This is a genomic window from Virgisporangium aliadipatigenens, assembly GCF_016863615.1.
Lineage (GTDB): Bacteria > Actinomycetota > Actinomycetes > Mycobacteriales > Micromonosporaceae > Virgisporangium > Virgisporangium aliadipatigenens.
Window position 1 is genome coordinate 60,006 of record NZ_BOPF01000048.1, and the last position, 16,345, is coordinate 76,350.

General features: G+C 71.0%; 18 protein-coding genes. 9 read left to right on the top strand and 9 right to left on the bottom strand.

Annotated elements, in window-relative coordinates; all coding sequences use genetic code 11:
• The first annotated feature begins 39 nt into the window (after window positions 1-39).
• On the top strand, window positions 40-1,125 hold the full coding sequence (locus tag Val02_RS41550) for an epoxide hydrolase family protein (RefSeq protein WP_203904850.1): 1,086 nt from the start codon (window positions 40-42) through the stop codon (window positions 1,123-1,125).
• A gap of 16 nt (window positions 1,126-1,141) precedes the next feature.
• Here Val02_RS41550 and Val02_RS41555 read toward each other — a convergent pair whose 3' ends face one another.
• The gene (locus Val02_RS41555) at window positions 1,142-1,552 is read right to left on the bottom strand and encodes a ribosomal maturation YjgA family protein (protein ID WP_239153734.1); all 411 of its coding nucleotides are present in this window, start codon (window positions 1,550-1,552) and stop codon (window positions 1,142-1,144) included.
• Complete coding sequence (locus Val02_RS41560) at window positions 1,534-2,301, bottom strand: PIG-L deacetylase family protein (RefSeq protein WP_203904851.1); 768 nt, start codon at window positions 2,299-2,301, stop codon at window positions 1,534-1,536. The genes Val02_RS41555 and Val02_RS41560 overlap by 19 nt, the downstream gene beginning before the upstream one ends.
• 29 nt (window positions 2,302-2,330) lie before the next feature.
• Here Val02_RS41560 and Val02_RS41565 point away from each other — a divergent pair, with 29 nt between their 5' ends.
• From Val02_RS41565 to Val02_RS41585, 5 genes are all read left to right on the top strand, one after another.
• Complete coding sequence (locus Val02_RS41565) at window positions 2,331-3,230, top strand: alpha/beta hydrolase (RefSeq protein WP_203904852.1); 900 nt, start codon at window positions 2,331-2,333, stop codon at window positions 3,228-3,230.
• Window positions 3,231-3,315: 85 nt separating this feature from the next.
• Window positions 3,316-4,002, top strand: coding sequence for a uracil-DNA glycosylase (locus Val02_RS41570; protein WP_203904868.1), 687 nt, complete (start codon window positions 3,316-3,318; stop codon window positions 4,000-4,002).
• 53 nt (window positions 4,003-4,055) lie between these two features.
• Complete coding sequence (locus Val02_RS41575; protein WP_203904853.1) at window positions 4,056-4,703, top strand: DUF4082 domain-containing protein; 648 nt, start codon at window positions 4,056-4,058, stop codon at window positions 4,701-4,703.
• A gap of 71 nt (window positions 4,704-4,774) precedes the next feature.
• The gene (locus Val02_RS41580; RefSeq protein WP_203904854.1) at window positions 4,775-5,452 is read left to right on the top strand and encodes a macro domain-containing protein; all 678 of its coding nucleotides are present in this window, start codon (window positions 4,775-4,777) and stop codon (window positions 5,450-5,452) included.
• Window positions 5,449-5,772 (top strand): nucleotide pyrophosphohydrolase, encoded by a 324-nt coding sequence (locus tag Val02_RS41585; protein ID WP_203904855.1) that lies wholly within the window; start codon window positions 5,449-5,451, stop codon window positions 5,770-5,772. Before Val02_RS41580 ends, Val02_RS41585 begins: the two co-directional genes overlap by 4 nt.
• A gap of 96 nt (window positions 5,773-5,868) precedes the next feature.
• On the opposite strand, the gene Val02_RS41590 is transcribed toward Val02_RS41585, so the two are convergent.
• The 4 genes from Val02_RS41590 to Val02_RS41605 all read right to left on the bottom strand — a co-directional run bounded on the left by Val02_RS41590 (window position 5,869) and on the right by Val02_RS41605 (window position 10,434).
• Entirely contained in the window at window positions 5,869-7,200 is a 1,332-nt protein-coding gene (locus Val02_RS41590; protein ID WP_203904856.1) for a GH1 family beta-glucosidase, read from the bottom strand.
• Entirely contained in the window at window positions 7,197-8,051 is an 855-nt protein-coding gene (locus Val02_RS41595; protein ID WP_203904869.1) for a carbohydrate ABC transporter permease, read from the bottom strand. Before Val02_RS41595 ends, Val02_RS41590 begins: the two co-directional genes overlap by 4 nt.
• Before the next feature lie 13 nt (window positions 8,052-8,064).
• The gene (locus Val02_RS41600) at window positions 8,065-9,036 is read right to left on the bottom strand and encodes a carbohydrate ABC transporter permease (protein ID WP_203904857.1); all 972 of its coding nucleotides are present in this window, start codon (window positions 9,034-9,036) and stop codon (window positions 8,065-8,067) included.
• A gap of 108 nt (window positions 9,037-9,144) precedes the next feature.
• Window positions 9,145-10,434 (bottom strand): ABC transporter substrate-binding protein, encoded by a 1,290-nt coding sequence (locus Val02_RS41605; protein ID WP_203904858.1) that lies wholly within the window; start codon window positions 10,432-10,434, stop codon window positions 9,145-9,147.
• A gap of 315 nt (window positions 10,435-10,749) precedes the next feature.
• Between Val02_RS41605 and Val02_RS41610 the strand changes: the two genes are divergently transcribed.
• A complete protein-coding gene (locus Val02_RS41610; protein ID WP_203904859.1) occupies window positions 10,750-11,763 on the top strand; it encodes a LacI family DNA-binding transcriptional regulator in 1,014 nt (337 codons plus the stop codon).
• Between the two features lie 48 nt (window positions 11,764-11,811).
• Here the strand turns inward: Val02_RS41610 and Val02_RS41615 are convergent, their stop codons facing one another.
• The gene (locus Val02_RS41615; protein ID WP_203904860.1) at window positions 11,812-12,204 is read right to left on the bottom strand and encodes an ester cyclase; all 393 of its coding nucleotides are present in this window, start codon (window positions 12,202-12,204) and stop codon (window positions 11,812-11,814) included.
• Window positions 12,201-12,887, bottom strand: a complete 687-nt coding sequence (locus Val02_RS41620; RefSeq protein ID WP_203904861.1) for an SDR family NAD(P)-dependent oxidoreductase — start codon at window positions 12,885-12,887, stop codon at window positions 12,201-12,203. Before Val02_RS41620 ends, Val02_RS41615 begins: the two co-directional genes overlap by 4 nt.
• 115 nt (window positions 12,888-13,002) lie before the next feature.
• Between Val02_RS41620 and Val02_RS41625 the strand changes: the two genes are divergently transcribed.
• Window positions 13,003-13,608, top strand: coding sequence for a TetR/AcrR family transcriptional regulator (locus tag Val02_RS41625; RefSeq protein WP_203904862.1), 606 nt, complete (start codon window positions 13,003-13,005; stop codon window positions 13,606-13,608).
• A gap of 8 nt (window positions 13,609-13,616) precedes the next feature.
• On the opposite strand, the gene Val02_RS41630 is transcribed toward Val02_RS41625, so the two are convergent.
• The gene (locus tag Val02_RS41630) at window positions 13,617-14,465 is read right to left on the bottom strand and encodes a hypothetical protein (protein ID WP_203904863.1); all 849 of its coding nucleotides are present in this window, start codon (window positions 14,463-14,465) and stop codon (window positions 13,617-13,619) included.
• Window positions 14,466-14,674: 209 nt separating this feature from the next.
• Between Val02_RS41630 and Val02_RS41635 the strand changes: the two genes are divergently transcribed.
• Window positions 14,675-16,345 (top strand): Clp protease N-terminal domain-containing protein (locus Val02_RS41635; RefSeq protein WP_203904870.1); only part of this gene is annotated, 1,671 nt, incomplete at its 3' end.

Here is a 16,345-nt window from a genome sequence, read left to right on the forward strand (position 1 = left end):
CTAACGTTTGTCCTCCGAACGATTTACGGAGGAGCCGCCATGATCGAGCCGTTCCACATCGACGTCCCGCAGGCCGACCTCGACGACCTGGCCGATCGGCTCGACCGCACGCGTTGGCCCGACGAGATCGCCGGCGCCGGATGGGACTACGGCTTCCCCCTCGCCCGCCTCCAGGAACTGGCGCGACACTGGCGCACCGGCTACGACTGGCGCGCCCACGAGGCGCGGCTCAACACGCTCCCGCACCACACCACCCACATCGACGGCCAGAACATCCACTTCGTCCACGTCCGCTCGCCGGAGCCGGACGCGCTCGCGCTGATCCTGACCCACGGCTGGCCCGGATCGTTCCTGGAGTTCCTCGACGTCATCGAGCCGCTCGCACGCGACTTCCACCTCGTGATCCCGTCCATCCCCGGCTTCGGCTTCTCCGGCCCGACCCACGAACGCGGCTGGGACATCGTCCGCGTCGCGCACGCCTGGGCCGAGCTGATGCGCCGCCTCGGCTACGAGCGCTACGGCGCCCACGGCGGCGACTTCGGGGCCGGCATCTCCCTCGCACTCGGCGCGGCCGCCCCCGAACGGGTCGTCGGCGTGCACGTCAACTACCTGCCCACGCGGCCGGATCCGGACGCCGGCGTCGCACTGTCCGAAGTGGACGAGGCCCGGCTGGACCGGGTGCGGCAGCTGATGGCGAACCGCCCCGCGTACCAGGCGCTGCAGGCCACCACCCCGCAGACGATCGGCTACGCGCTGACCGACTCGCCGGTGGCGCAACTGGTCTGGATCGCCGAACGGTTCGCCCAGTGGACGGATCCGCGCACCCCGGTCAGCGACGAACGCATCCTCACCGACGTGTCGCTGTACTGGCTCACCGCCACGGCGGCGTCCTCGGCGCGGCTGACCCGCGAGACCCCGCGGGGCAGCACGCGCTGCCCGGTGCCGGTCGGCGTGGCGGTACTGCCGCACGACATCACGCAGTCGGTGCGGCCGCTGGCCGAGCGGCTGTACGACATCCGGCACTGGTCGGAGTTCCCGCGCGGCGGGCACTTCGCCGCGATGGAGGTGCCGGAGCTGCTCGCCGCCGACATCCGCGCCTTCTTCCGCGCGCCTACGATCGACTGACCACCCGCGGCGTGCCCTATGGCGCGGGGCGGCGGCGACGTAGCCACGCGTGCGCCACCGCCAACGGGACGATCCCCACCGGATACCACCACAGGTCCACGGGATCGAACCGGATACCGAGCACCAGCCGCGCCAACAGGCTACGGGTGGCCAACTCGGCCGGGATGCCGGTGAGCTGGAAGCACTCCATCGCCCAGCACCACGCCCACGCGACGGTGGCGGCCACCCACGGCGAACGGCGCGGCCACACCGCCAGCACCCCGACGTACGTCATCGAGGCGTAGAGCGCGGTGCCCGAATACTGTTCGAGGCGGCCCGTGCTCTCCAGCGCACCGGCGCTCGCCGCGCGGATCGCCAATGCGACGGCGAGGAATCCGGCCGCCGCGGCGAGCATCAGCAGTCGGAACCTCAGCCGTTGTCCACCCACGGCGGCGGCCCCTCGAAGCCGAGGTTGTACACCTCGAACAGCACCGCCTCCTCGACCCCCAGCCGCGGACCGTCGTTGCGGGCGATCCAGGTGAGGAAGGGCCCCGGCTCCGGCCCGCCCCCGCCGAGGCCCTTGGTGTACTCGGCGTGCGCGGCCAACGAGGCGATACCCCGCTGCAGCGGTTCACCGGTGATGTCCACGCCGTGCGTGGGCTGCATGGCGCCGCCGTAGCACACGTAGCGCACGCCGCCCCAGGGCTCCAGGCCCTCGTCGGCGAGTTCCGGGAAGATCCACCGGTTGCCGGCGTCCCGGGCGGCGTCGAGGGCGGCGAGACCGACGGCGCGGTGGTCGGCCTGGTTGGCCATGCCACCGGGGAACTTCAGCTCGAACGAGCCGGAGATGATCACCTCGGGCCGGTGCCGGCGGATCGCGCGGGTGATGTCGCGGCGCAGGTCCACGCCGTACTCGACGACCCCGTCGCGGTAGTCCAGGAACTCCACCACGTCGACGCCCACCTCGCGGGCGCCGGCGCGCTCCTCGCGTTCGCGCAGCGGCGCCGCCTCGGCGGGATCCAACCCGTCGATCCCGGCCTCGCCGCGGGTGGCGAGCAGGTACGTCACGCGCTTGCCCTGCGCGGTCCAGCGGGCCACGGCCGACGCCGCGCCGTATTCGATGTCGTCCGGGTGCGCGACCACGGCGAGGCAGCGTTCCCAGTCCTCCGGCAGAGCCGGCAGCAGCGGTGCGGTCATCAGGCCACGTTACCGGGGAGAATGGGTCCATGGATCCGGACCGACTGCATCCGCAGGCCCGCGCCGCGCTCGGCGGGCAGCACCGCGACCCGTTGACGGTCGACAACCTCGACGCGGTGCGCCGCGGCATGCGCGACGCCACGGCGCAGGAGGTCGGCCCCGGCCGTCCCGTGCGCCGGGTGCTCGACCTGGACGCCGCCGGCGTGCCGGTGCGGCTCTACGACGACGGCACCGCCGACGCGGCACCGGTGCTGCTGTGGGCGCACGGCGGCGGCTGGGTGCTCGGCGACCTCGACACCCACGACGGGCTGTGCCGGTCCCTGGCGCTGGAGACCGGATGGGCGGTGCTGGCGGTGGACTACCGCCGGGCGCCGGAGCACCCGTATCCGGCGGCGATCGAGGACCTCGAACGGGTGCGCGGCTGGCTCGAGGCCTCCGGACGCGCGCACGGCCTCGACCCGGAGCGGGTCGCCGTGGCGGGTGACTCCGCCGGTGGGCAGCTGGCGACGGTGGTCGCCCGCCGCGCCCGCGACGCCGGCCGGCCGGTGGCCGCCCAGGCGCTGGTCTGCCCGGTCGTCGGCCCCGCGACGGACTACCCGCCGTTGGACGCGTACGGTCTGCACCGCGACGAGATGCGTTTCTTCTGGAACGCCTACGCGCCGGCCGGCGTCGATCGCGACCATCCCGACCTGGACCCGCTGCGGGCCGACCTGTCCGGGATGCCGCCCACGGTGATCATCACGGCGGAGCTGGACGTGCTGTGCGCCGAGGCGGAGGAGTACGCCGCGCGCCTGGCGGCGGCCGGTGTGCCGGTGGTCTGCTCCCGCTATACGGGCCTGATCCACAATTTCCCGCGCAAGCTCGCGCTCTTCGACGCGGCCCCGTTCGCCATCGCGCAGATAGCGGCCGCGCTGCGGCGGTGGGCGTGATGTCGTACCGCCCCGGTACATTCCCCCGGTGACCGCGGACACCACCACCACCGGCCCGAAGCGTCCGGTCTATCTGCTCGACTTCATGCCCGAGGACTGGCGTGCGGCCCTGACCCCGCACGTCGACCGCGACACCGTCGCCCGGCTGTCGGACTTCGTCGTGGCGGAGTACCGCGCGGGCACGGTGTACCCGCCGAAGCAGGAGATCTTCGCCGCCTACCGGCTCTGCCCGCTGGAGAGCACCCGGGTCATCATTCTCGGCCAGGACCCGTACATGCGGCGCGGCCAGGCACACGGCCTCAGCTTCAGCGTCCGGGAGGGCGTGCCCGTTCCGCCGTCGCTGCGCAACGTCTATCAGGAGATGTACGACGACCTGGGCGTCACGCCGCCGCCGTCGGGCAACCTGACCGCCTGGGCGCGGCAGGGCGTGCTGATGCTCAACGCCGTGCTGACGGTTCGCGAGGGCAGCCCCAACTCGCACAAGGGACGCGGCTGGGAAAACGTCACCGACGCGACGATCCGCGCCCTCGACGAGCTGCCGCGCCGGATCGTGTTCGTGCTGTGGGGCGCGGCCGCCAAGGCGAAGGCGCCGCTGATCACCAACCCGCTCCACGTGGTGGTCAAGGCCGGGCACCCGAGCCCGATGAACACCTCCGGGTTCCTCGGCAGCCGGCCGTTCAGCAAGATCAATGCCGCGCTGGTCGACGCGGGCACCACGCCGGTGCGCTGGTCGCCCGCGATGCCGCCGCCGCAGCGCACCCCGGCGGAGTAGCGGCGTCGCCTATGATGCGCGAGACATCGATCGACATCATGGGGGTTGTGTTGATGGGTCCGGTCCGTGGCGGCCGCCGGCTGCTCGCCGTCGGCGCGATCGCCGCCGCACTCCTCGCCCTGGCACCGGTGACGCCGGGCGCCGCACACGGTTCGGGGGCCGAGTATCTGTACTCGGCGTCGGACGCGTACCTCCACGGGCGGGTGCAGGAGGTCGGCGACACCGACGACGTTCTGCTGGCGGTGCAGTTCCGCCCGACGGTCGGCGGGACGGTCAACGGCGTGCGCATCTGCCTGGACCTCACGCCGCAACAGGTCAGCGCGCGCCTGCCGTTGGCGGCCGGTCTCTGGGCCGCGGACGGGCAGGCGCTGGCCAACGGTGGCGCCTACGAGGGGATCGAGTACGCCGCGCCCTGCTTCTACCGGGTGAGCATGAGCCCCGTGCGGGTGAACGCCGGCCGGACCTACGTGGCGGGCTTCTGGCTGCGCGGCGGCCAGTACTCCTACGTGCCCGACGGCTTCGCCGAGCAGCGCGGCAACACCACCGACGGCCACCTGATCGCGCCGTCGAGCGCCGACGCGACGGTCGGGGACGGCAACGGGCTCTACGCCTACAGTCCGGCCGGCATGCCGTTCCCGACGCAAAGTTGGGAGAACGCCGACTACCTGGTGAGCCCGGTGTTCACGCCCGATCCGCACTGACGGTCAGAACTGTCGTACCCTCCGGATAGATTCCTGTCGTACCGCACCCCACCGACGACGGGAGTCCTCACGTGAAGCGGCAGCTCAGGGTCGTGTTGGCGGACATCGACACCGAGGTCGTGCGGGCCTGGCTGACGGCGTTCGCCGACGAGGCCGGCGTCGACGTGCACAAGGGCTCGATCCTCGACGAGCAGGTCGACGCGTGGGTCACGCCGACCAACTCGGCCGGCCGGATGGACAGCGGTGTCGACGCGGTCGTCCGGCGGCACCTCGGCGCCGGGATCCAGTTGCGGGTGCAGCGGGCGATCCGGATGCAGTTCGGCGGGACGCTGCCGATCGGCAGCGCGCTGTGCGTCTCCTCGGGCGCGGCCAACCCCCGATACCTGATCTCGACACCGACGACGGTGCACCCCGGGCAGGACGTCGGCGGGCCGCTCAGCGTGGCGCTGGCGTGCGCGGCCGCGTTCCAGGCGATCCACCTGCAAAACGCGAAGGTGCCCGGCAGCGTCCGGTCGGTGGCCCTGGTCGGGTTGGGCGCCGGCACCGGCCGGGTTCCGCCACGGGTGTGCGCCGAGCTGATGCGGGCCGGGTACGCGCTCTTCCACGAGCACCGGTTCGGGGACTACGACGAGTTGCGCGCGACGATCAGCGCCCAGCTCGACGCGATCGAGCACCCGCCGGCGGGGGCGCGGGTGCGCATCGCCCCGCCCCGGTCGGCCGCCGCTGACCTGGCGATACTGGGCGGATGAGCGCTCCCGACCTGGCTGATCTGATCGAAAACCTGCGGCGCTTCGCCGACGACCGGGACTGGGGACGGTTCCACACCCCGAAAAACCTGGCGATGGCGCTCACCGGAGAGGTGGGGGAGCTGGTCGCCGAGCTGCAGTGGCTGACCCCGCGGGAGTCCGCCGCGGTGATGGACGACCCCGAGGCCGGCGCGCGGGTCCGGGCCGAGATCGGCGACGTGATGATCTACCTGACCCGCCTGGCGGACGTGCTGGGCGTCGACCTCATCCAGGCGGCACAGGAGAAGCTCGCCGACGCGGCGCTGCGCTACCCGGCCCCGTAGCAGAGGTCCGGCCCTGCGGCGGGCGACGCCGCCGTGTCACCCGCCGCAGGGAGTGTCGCGCCCACACGCCGCGACACTCGGAAGGCCGGGGTCACCTCACCCCCGGACGGCCTTCCGGTACCAGTCGAAGCTCTGCTTGGGCGTGCGGGTTCCGGTGGCGTAGTCGACGTGGACCAGGCCGAAGCGGGCGACGTATCCGCGCGCCCACTCGAAGTTGTCCAGCAGCGACCAGTAGAAGTAGCCCCGCACGTCCACGCCGGCGGCCCGGGCCCGCTCGACCGCCTCCAGATGCCCGGCGATGAAAGCGATCCGGCCCGGGTCGTCGTCCGGCCCGTCGGCCGTGTCCGCACAGCCGTTCTCGGTCAGGTACACCGGAGGCAGCGTCGGGTACCGCGCCGCGAGCCCCGTCAGGGTGTCGAAAAGACCCTGGGGCTCGACCGGCCAACCCAGGTCGGTCGTCGCCACGTCCGTCGGCCGCAGCGTTCTCACCCCGATGTCGAACGCGGTGCGCTCGGCCGGCAGCGGCGCGTCGGCCACGTGGATCCGGTAGTAGTAGTTCACGCCGAGGAAGTCGATCGGCACACTGATCGCCTCGAGGTCCCCGTCCCGCCGGAACCCGAAGTCGCTCACGCCGGAGAACAGCTCGGTCAGCCCGTCCGGATACCGGCCGGCGAGGATCGGATCGGTGAACATCCGATTCACCAACAGGTCCTGGCGGTCGGCCGCGGCCCGGTCGGCGAGCGAGTCGGTCGCCGGCACGGCGGGGGAGAGGTTCAGCGACAGCCCCACCCGCGCGTCGGGAACGGCGGCCCGCACGGCCGGCACCGCGAGCCCGTGCGCCAACTGCAGGTGGTGCGCGGCGGCCAGGGCCCCGTGGCCCTCCTTCACCCCGGGGGCGTAGCGGCCCTCGGCGTAGCCGGTGATCGAGGAGACGTACGGCTCGTTGAGGGTGATCCAGTTCTTCACCCGGTCGCCGAGCGCAGCCGCCACGACGGAGGCGTACTCGGCGAAGCGTTCGGCGGTGTCCCGGTTGCGCCAGCCGCCGCGCTCCTCCAACACCTGCGGGGTGTCCCAGTGGAAAAGCGTCACGTACGGGCTGATGCCGCGCTCGCACAACGCGTCCACGAGGCGCTGGTAGAAGTCGAGCCCACGCCGTTCGACCGGACCGGAACCGGAAGGGAACACGCGGGTCCAGGACACGGAGAAACGGTACGCGTCGACACCGAGGTCGGCGAGCAGCCTGACATCCTCCGGCCAGCGGTGGTAGTGGTCGCACGCGACGTCCCCGGAGGAACCGTCGGCGATGCGCCCGGGCTCGCGGCAGAACACGTCCCAGACGGAGTCGCCGCGGCCGTCGGCCGACGCGGCACCCTCGATCTGGTACGCCGACGTGGCGACGCCCCACACGAAGTCGGCAGGAAGGTTCACCCTTTGATCGCTCCTTGCATGATTCCGCCGACGATCTGCCGGCCGAGGACGAGGAACACGATGAGGATCGGCCCGGTCGCGAGCACGGTGCCGGTGAGCGTCAGCGTGTAGTCGGTGGTGTATCCGCTCGCCAGCGACGATAGCGCCACCTGCACCGTCGGGTTGTCCTGCAACACGACCAGCGGCCAGAAGAAGTCGTTCCACGCCTGCATGAACGTGAAGAGTCCGAGCACCGCCGCCGCGGGCCGGGCCGCCGGCAGCACCACGTGCCAGAACAGCCGCGCCGTGCTGCACCCGTCGACCCGCCCGGCCTCGAGCAGTTCCGTCGGAACGGCACGGGTCAGGTACTGCGTCATGAAGAAGACGCCGAACGCGGTGACCAGCCCGGGCACGATCACGGCGGCGAGCTGCCCGGTCCAGCCGAGCTTCGCCATGAGGATGTACAGCGGGATGATGCCCAGCTGGTGCGGCACCATCGAGGTGGCGATCGCGACGATCAGCAGCCCCTGCCGCCCCTTGAACCGCAGCTTGGCGAAGGCGAAGCCGGCGAGCGTGGAGAAGAACACCACGGAGACGGTGATGGCGCTGCTGACGATGAGCGAGTTGAGCAGTGCCTTGGCGAAGTCGGTGGTGTCGAAGACGCGGGCGATGTTGTCGAAGAGGTGGCCGCCGGGGATGAGGACCGGCGGGACCTTGGCGATGGCGTCGTTGCTCTGCGAGGAGACGACGAGCGACCAGTACAGCGGGAACGCGGAGCCGATCAGGATCGCCACCAGCGCCGCGTAGGTCCACGGCGAGCCCACGCGGGGATAGGTGAAGTTGGTCCTGCGGCGCGGGGCGCGGGCGGTCATCTGTGCCATGGGCTCAGTCCTCGTCGTTGCTGATGCGGCGGGTCAGCAGGTAGTTCACGATCGCGAAGATCACGATCACCAGGCAGAGCGTCCAGGCGACGGCCGAGGCGTAGCCGAACCGGAACTCCCGGAACCCCTGCTCGTACATGAACAGCGCCACGGTCTGGAACTGCCGGTCGGAGCCACCCGTCGGCGTCTGCGAACCGGCGAACAGCAGCGGCTCGGCCATGATCTGCAGCCCGCCGATGGTGGAGATGATCGTGGTGAAGATGATCGTGGGTCGCAGCATCGGCACGGTGATCTTCCAGAACTGCTGGCTCTGCCGGGCGCCGTCGAGGGTGGCGGCCTCGTAGAGGTCGTTCGGGATGGCCTGCATCGAGGCGAGGAAGATCAGCGCGTTGTACCCGGTCCAGCGCCACGCCACGATGACCGAGATCGCCAGGTGCGAACTCCACGTGTCGGCCTGCCAGTCGATCGGGTCGAGGCCGACGAGGCCGATCACCCAGTTGACCATGCCGAAGTCGCGGCCGAACAGCTGCGTGAACACGATCGTGACGGCGACGATCGAGGTGACGTTCGGCAGGAGGACGCCGACGCGTAGCGCGGTGCGCGCCCGCAGCCGGTGGTTGAGCAGGTGCGCGATCCACAGCGCGGCGAGCAGCTGCGGGACGGTGCTGAAGAACCAGATGCTGAGCGTGTTGCCGAGGGCGTTCCAGAAGTACGGGTCGCCGAGCAGTTCGCTGTAGTTGCCGAAGCCGACCCAGGTGTGGTTCTCGCCGTCGAGCAGGTCCCAGTCGGTGAGCGACACGTAGGCGGTGTACATCAGCGGGAACAGCCCGAAGATGCCGAAGATGACGAAGAACGGCGAGATGTAGGCGTACGGCGAGAGCTTGCCGTCGATTCGGGCCCAGCGGAACGAGCGTCGGTCCGGCGGCTCCGGCTCGTCGCGCTTCGCGGTGGTGGGTGCGGCGTGCAGCGCTGTCATGAGTGGACTCCTTGCATGCCTTCCGGGCCGGAAGGCATAGGCCCGGGGGATTTTCCTGCTGCCGGAGGCCGAGTGAGGCGGCCTCCGGCAGCAGCGTTCAGACGACGGCTACTTCGCCAACCGTTCGACGTCGGCCACCATCTGGGTCCAGGACTCGTCGGGCGTCTGCTTGCCCTGCTCGACCCGGACGAGGGCGTCGCGGATCGTGGTCTGGATGTCGCCGGCCCGGGGGCCCTGGTACTGCGGCGTCAGCTTCTTCGCGGCGGCGGTGAAGACCTGGCCGACCGGCGCGTTGTTGAAGAAGTCGCTCTTGAACCCGGCGATCTCCGGCTGGTCGTACAGGGCCGGCGTCGAGGGCAGGTTGCCCTGCTTGGTGAAGACGTGGGCCTGCTGCTCGGGCGCGGTCAGCCAGGCGGCCAGTTCGGCGGCCTGCTTGGTGTGCTTGCCCTGCTTGGGAACGGTCAGGTAAGAGCCGCCCCAGTTGCCGCCGCCGCCGGGCACCAGCGCGACGTCCCACTTGCCGGCGAACTCCTTCGACTGGTCCTTGATCTTCGTCATCATCCAGGCGGGGCAGGCGATCGTGGCGAACTGGCTCTTGGCGAAGCCGGTGTTCCACTCCTGCGAGCTGCCGATGAGCTTGGCGGACAGGCCGTCCTTGATGGACTGCGCGACCAGGTTCCAGGCCTTCTTGACCTCGGGGTTGCTCGACACGATGATCTTGTCGCTGGTGTCGTAGTAGCCGGTGGGCGCCTGGCCGATGATGGCGTTGAAGAGCTGCCCGCCCCCGTCGTAGAACGACGTGCCCGCCGGCGCCTTGGACTGGAACTGCTTGCCGAGTTCGAGGTACTTCTCCCAGGTCGGCCACGCGGCGGCGACGGCGTCGCGTTCGACCGGCAGGCCGGCCTGCTGGAAGAGGTCGCGGCGGTAGCAGATCGCCAGGCCGCCGACGTCGGTGCCGTAGCCGATCTGTTCGCCGCCCTTGCCCAGCGACGCCTGCCACTTCCAGGACAGCCAGCGGTCCTTGAGCTTGTCGCCGCCCAGCTTGTTCAGGTCGACGAACTGGTTGGGCTTGTCCTTGAACTGGGCGATGAAGCCGGTGTCGACGCCCTCGATGTCGGCGGCGCCGGAGTTCGTCGCGAGGTGGGTGGCGAGGTTGCGGTGGTGGTCGTTGTACGCGGCGGTGCGTTCCTCGATCTTGATGTTCGGGTGCTCGGCCTCGTACTTGGCGTACAGCTCCTTGTAGCCGAAGTTGCCGAACAGGTTGAGCGTCAGCGTGATCTTCTCGGAACCGGAGTCGCCGGAATCGCCGGAGCCGCACGCCGTCACCAACAGTGCGGCGGCAAGGGCCGCCGACGCTACCCGGGCGAGGCGGCGCCCGAATGCGCGATTTCTATTCATCGCGTTCCACTTCCTCTCAGGCGGTGGGGGGTACAGGAGAGTGATATGCAATTTCGAACCGTGATGTAACCGGTTACATCAAAGACAAGGAGAAGCCATAGCCTTTGCGTTTCCGTTGTTGGGCACTCGCCGTCGACCGCCCGGGGTGGGTGTGGCCGCCGGGCGTGGCGATCCATGGGGACGAATTCGAGCCCAATCCGATGCGATCTGTCAAGTCACGAAAATGTTACGGGCGATCGCCTCTTGCGCTCCTGCGAGGCCAGCGGCTACGGTGCATGAAACCGATTACATCCCGCCGCGACCGACGGATCACCCATGACCACCATCCGTGAGCTCGCCCGTCGATCGGGCGTGTCCGTGGCGACCGTCTCGCGGGTCCTCAACACGCCCGAGGTGGTCAGTCCGGACACGCGCGAACGCGTGCTCAGAATCGCCGCCGAAACCGGCTACATGCGAAACGAGTCCGCCCGCACGCTTGCCACCAAGAAATCGAATCTCATCGGTCTCGTCTGGGACACCGACCATCGCCAACCCGGCTGGCGGCACCCGTTCTTCCAGGAAATCCTGGTCGCCCTGAAAAGCGCGCTCAGCAGTCACGGACTGCACCTGCTGATGCTGGCGAATCCGAGCGACGCCGACGACGGGATGCGCGACCAGCACATCCGCGCGGTGCGCCGGCACAACCTCGACGGCGTCGTGCTCATCGACAACGGCAGCCATGATCCGGCCCTGCTCGCCCTCGCCGAGGACGCCGTCCCGTGCGTCTCCATCGACCTCGCCGTCGCCGGCCCCGGCACGACCTACGTCACCTCCGACAACGAGGGCGGCGCCCGGGCCGCCGCGCGGCATCTGATCGAACGGGGCCACCGGCGCATCGCCACCATCGCCGGGCCGCAGCGGACGGCACCGGGCCAGCAGCGGCTCACCGGGTTCCGCGCCGAACTGGACGCCAACGGCATCGCGCTGCCCGAGGAGTACGTCGTCGGCGGCGACTTCTACTTCGACTCCGGCTTCACCTGCATGCAGCGCCTGCTGGCCCTGCCCGACCCGCCGACGGCGGTTTTCGCCGCCGGTGACGCGATGGCGGTCGGGGCCCTGCGCGCCGCGGCCGCCGGCGGGCTGCGGATACCCGAGGACGTGGCGCTCGTCGGGTTCGACGACATCGACCTGGCGGCCCTCGTGCAGCCCGCCCTCACCACCGTGGCGCAGGACAAGCCCGGGTTCGGGACGGCGGCCGCCGACGCGCTGCTCGCGATGCTGGCCGGCGATCCGGCACCGGCCGCGCCGATCATCCTGCCGACCCACCTGGTCGTGCGCGGCACCACCTGAGCCGCGCCCGTTCGGCGGAGCGGACGGACGCGGCCGCGCGCACCCGGATCAGGCGTTCAGTTGGCGGAGCAGTTCGGCCGAGTCGTGCAGCGCCGTCATCTGGACGAACCGTCCATCGGCGACCCGGTAGATGGCGTACTCGACGATCTCGAACGAGGCGCCGGAGGGCGCGACACCGAGCCACTCCTTCGCCGGCGTGCCGGTGTTGACGGCGCGCACGGCGATGCGATCCCGGTCGAACAGCAGTTCCTTGATCTCCCAGTGCAGGTCCGGAACGGCGTCGACGTCGTGTCTCTGCACCGCGATGACGTCGTCCCGGGTGGCCGGTTCGCCGTTGAGCAGCACCCGGTCGGAGATGAACTCCGCCATCCCGTCGAACCGGTGCGCGTTGAGCTGGGCGATGTAGCGCAGGTACCAGTCGCGCAGGCCGTCGGCGCTCACCAGTTCAGCGGCCCGTGCTCGTCGGTGAACGTGCCGGTCGGGCCGTCCGCGCCGAGCGTGGCCAGGCGCACCACCGTCGCGGCGCTCTCGGCGGCCGGCCGTCCGATGCCGAACGCGGCCGTCATGTCGGTGGCCGTGGTGCCCGGCTCGAGTGCGTTGAACTTGATCCCCGGATGCGCCTTGGCGTACTGGACGGTGAGCATGGTGGCCGCCGTCTTGGAGGCCGCGTAGAGCGCGAGCGGCAGGCCGAACTCGGGCCGGTCCGGATTGGTCACCGCCCAGTACGACCCCATGCTGCTCGTCACGTTGACCACGGTCGGGTTCGACGAACGGCGCAGCAGGGGGAGCGCCGCCTCGGTGACGCGCACGACCCCGACCGCGTTCACGTCGAACACCTCGTGGGCCAGCGGCCCGGTGATCTCCCCGGCGCCGAGCACCCCCGCGTTGTTCACCAGGACGTCGAGCCGCCCCTCAGCCGCGTCGACGGTGGCGAGCGCGTCGCGTACCGACGCGTCGTCGGTCACGTCGAGCCGCACGAAGCGCGCGCCCAGCTCGGCGGCCGCCTTCTCGCCGCGTTCGGCGTCGCGTGCGCCGATGTACACGGTGTGGCCGTGCGCGAGCAGCTGCCGTGCGGTCTCGAAGCCGATGCCCTTGTTCCCGCCGGTGATCAGGCTGACGGTCATGTGTTCCTCCGGGTGACGGACTTTTGTACTGATCGGTTGGGGGCAACCGTAGCAGCTTTTGTACCGAGCGGTTGGTGGCCTGGGTCACTTTTGTACCGAGCGGTATGATCGTGCGATGAGCACTGGGACCACCACCGGCCGGCCGCGGGTCTTCGACGAGGAGACCGTTCTGCGGCGCGCCATCGAGGTCTTCTGGCGGCACGGCTACGAGGGCGCCTCACTCACCGCCCTCACCGGCGCGATGGGCATCAACCGGCCGAGCCTGTACGCCACGTTCGGCAGCAAGGAGCAGCTGTTCGAGCGCGCCTTCGCCCACTACCACGAGACCCACGTGGGCCGCGCCCGCGCCGCGCTCGATCGACCCACCGCCTACGAGGCCGTAGAGGCGTTCCTCCGCGTCAGTGCCGACGGGCTCACCGACGAGGACCACCCCGCGGGCTGCCTCTCCATCCAGGGCGGCCTCGCCTGCTCGCCGGAGAACACCCGCATCTCCGGCATCCTGGCCGCCGGCCGGGCCGCCACCGAGGCCGCGCTCGTGGAGCGGCTGTCCCGCGCGGCGGCGGAAGGGGACCTGCCGCAGGGCGTGGACGCCAGGGCGGTGGCGCGCTTCGTGATGGCGCTCAGCGAGGGGCACGCCGTGCACGCCGCCGCCGGCGCGAGCCGCGAGGAACTGCACGCCTCCGTCGACATCGCCCTGCGCGCCGTCGCGCTGCGGCCCTGAGGCGCGCCTCAGACCGGCGTCAGGTCGAGGTCGTCCCGGGAGACGATCCGGACCGCGTTCCCGCCGTCGAGGCGCACCTCGTACCCGACGGGCGGTCCGGTGCGTGCCCAGCGCGCGCCGAGCACCGTGCCGTCGCGGCCGTCGAGGCGGATCCGTGCCCCCGGTGGGCTGCCGTCGAACGGCTCCACGAGCACCGCGTCGAGGATGTGCCGCACGCCGACGAGTGCCGAGCGCAGGCTGGTGGAGCGCAGCTCCCGCCCGAGCGTCAGTGCCGCGTCGCGGCCCCGCCGGTCGGCGGCCTCGCCGAGGGCGGCCAGTGCGGCCTCGACGCGGGGCCACAGGCGCCACCGTTCGTCGTCGTCGAGCAGCGCCCGGGCGGCCCGGTCGAGCGCGGCGCAGGTGACGTCGACGGCGGTCTCCTCGCCCAGTTCGGCCACCCAGGCCAGCTCGTCGGCGGTGGGCAGCGGCACGGTCGACTCGTGCGCGACGACCGCGTACAGCATGGCGAGCGCAGCCTCCCGACCGTTGCCGTCGTAGAGCCGGCCCGAGGCGACGGCCAGCGGCGGGAAGCGGCGCACCAGATGCGCGGCCCGCCCGATCGGCAGGTCCGCGGCGGTGCGCGTGTCGAGCACCCGGGAGTGGAAGGAGCGCTGTTCGCGCGTGGCGAACATCCAGGCGCGATGCTCGCCGCCGCCGGTCGGGAAGCGCTGCCGGCGGCGTGCCACCGTTCCCCCGGAACGGCTCGTGAGCAGGCGGGCGGCGACCGAATAGGCCACGCCGAGCTCGGCGGCGAGAGCCCGGATCGCGCGCTTGCGGGCCCGGTCGGGAGCGGGGCGGCGGGGGTGCGTTCCGGTCATGGGCGTTCCTCCTCGGCCCATCGTAGGGCCCGGCTGTTGTACCGTGGGAACACGCAGCCGCGCCTGCGTGAGCGTTGCGAGGCCCCCCACGCGGGCCCGCGTCACGACGCCAAGAGGCTCCGACTCAGCGCACCTCACCCGACCGTGTCCGCACGCGCATGCGTCTGTCCGGTGGGTGCGTGGGACCCGCCGTCGAGGACGTGAGTCTCGTGTTCGAACGCTTCACCGACCGTGCCCGTCGCGTCGTCGTCCTGGCCCAGGAAGAGGCCCGGATGCTCAACCACAACTACATCGGCACCGAGCACATCCTGCTCGGCCTCAGCCACGAGGGCGAAGGGGTCGCCGCGAAGGCCCTCGAATCGCTTACCGTCTCCCTGGACGGCGTGCGCCAGCAGGTTGAGGAGATCATCGGTCAGGGCCAGCAGGCGCCGAGCGGGCACATCCCGTTCACGCCGCGGGCGAAGAAGGTGCTGGAGCTGTCGCTGCGTGAGGCGTTGCAGCTGGGGCACAACTACATCGGCACGGAGCACATCCTGCTCGGGCTGATCCGTGAGGGCGAGGGCGTCGCCGCCCAGGTGCTGGTGAAGCTCGGCGCCGACCTCAACCGGGTCCGCCAGCAGGTGATCCAGCTGCTCTCCGGCACCGGGGCGGCACCCGTCTCCGCGGCACCGGACGAGGCCACCCCGTCCACGAGTCCGGTGCTGGACCAGTACGGGCGCAACCTCACCAGGGACGCCCGGGAGGGGCGGCTGGACCCGGTGATCGGCCGCGAGCGGGAGGCCGAGCGCGTCATGGAGATCCTGTCCCGCCGGCTGAAGAACAATCCCGTGCTCATCGGCGAACCCGGCGTCGGCAAGACCGCCGTCGTGGAGGGCATCGCGCAGGCCGTCGTCGCCGGCGACGTGCCCGAGACGCTCAAGGGCAAGCAGCTCTACACCCTCGACCTCGCCGGGCTCGTGGCCGGTTCGCGGTATCGCGGCGACTTCGAGGAACGCCTGCGCAAGGTGCTCAAGGAGGTGCGCACCCGGGGCGACATCATCCTGTTCATCGACGAGATCCACACGCTCGTCGGTGCGGGTGCGGCCGAGGGGGCCATCGACGCGGCCAGCATCCTCAAGCCCATGCTGGCCCGCGGCGAACTCCAGGCGATCGGCGCCACCACCTCCGACGAGTACCAGAAGTTCTTCGAGAAGGACAAGCCGTTGAACCGGCGGTTCCAGCCGATCCAGGTGGGCGAACCGTCGCTGGCCCACACGATCGAGATCCTCAAGGGGCTGCGGGACAGCTACGAGGCGCACCACCGGGTCACCTACACCGATGCGGCGCTCGTCGCGGCCGCCACGCTGGCCGACCGGTACATCTCCGACCGGTTCCTGCCGGACAAGGCGATCGACCTGATCGACGAGGCCGGTGCGCGGATGCGGATCCGCCGGATGACGGCCCCGCCGGACCTGCGGGACCTCGACGAGCGGATCGCGCAGGTGCGCCGAGACAAGGAGGGGGCCATCGACGCGCAGGACTTCGAACGCGCGGCGCAGCTGCGCGACGGCGAGAAGCAGTTGCTGAAGCAACGCTCCCAGCGGGAGAGGGAGTGGAAGGCCGGCGACCTCGACGTCGTGTCCACAGTGGACGATGAACAGATCGCCGAGGTGCTGGCGAACTGGACCGGTGTGCCCGTGTACAAGCTGACCGAGGAGGAGACGGCGCGCCTGCGGCACATGGAGGAGGAGCTGCACAAGCGGATCGTCGGCCAGCACGACGCCGTGGACGCCGTCGCCAAGGCCATTCGCCGCACGAGGGCCGGTCTGAAGGATCCCAAGCGGCCGGCGGGCTCGTTCATCTTCGCCGGGTCGTCGGGCATCGGGAAGAGTGAACTGGCG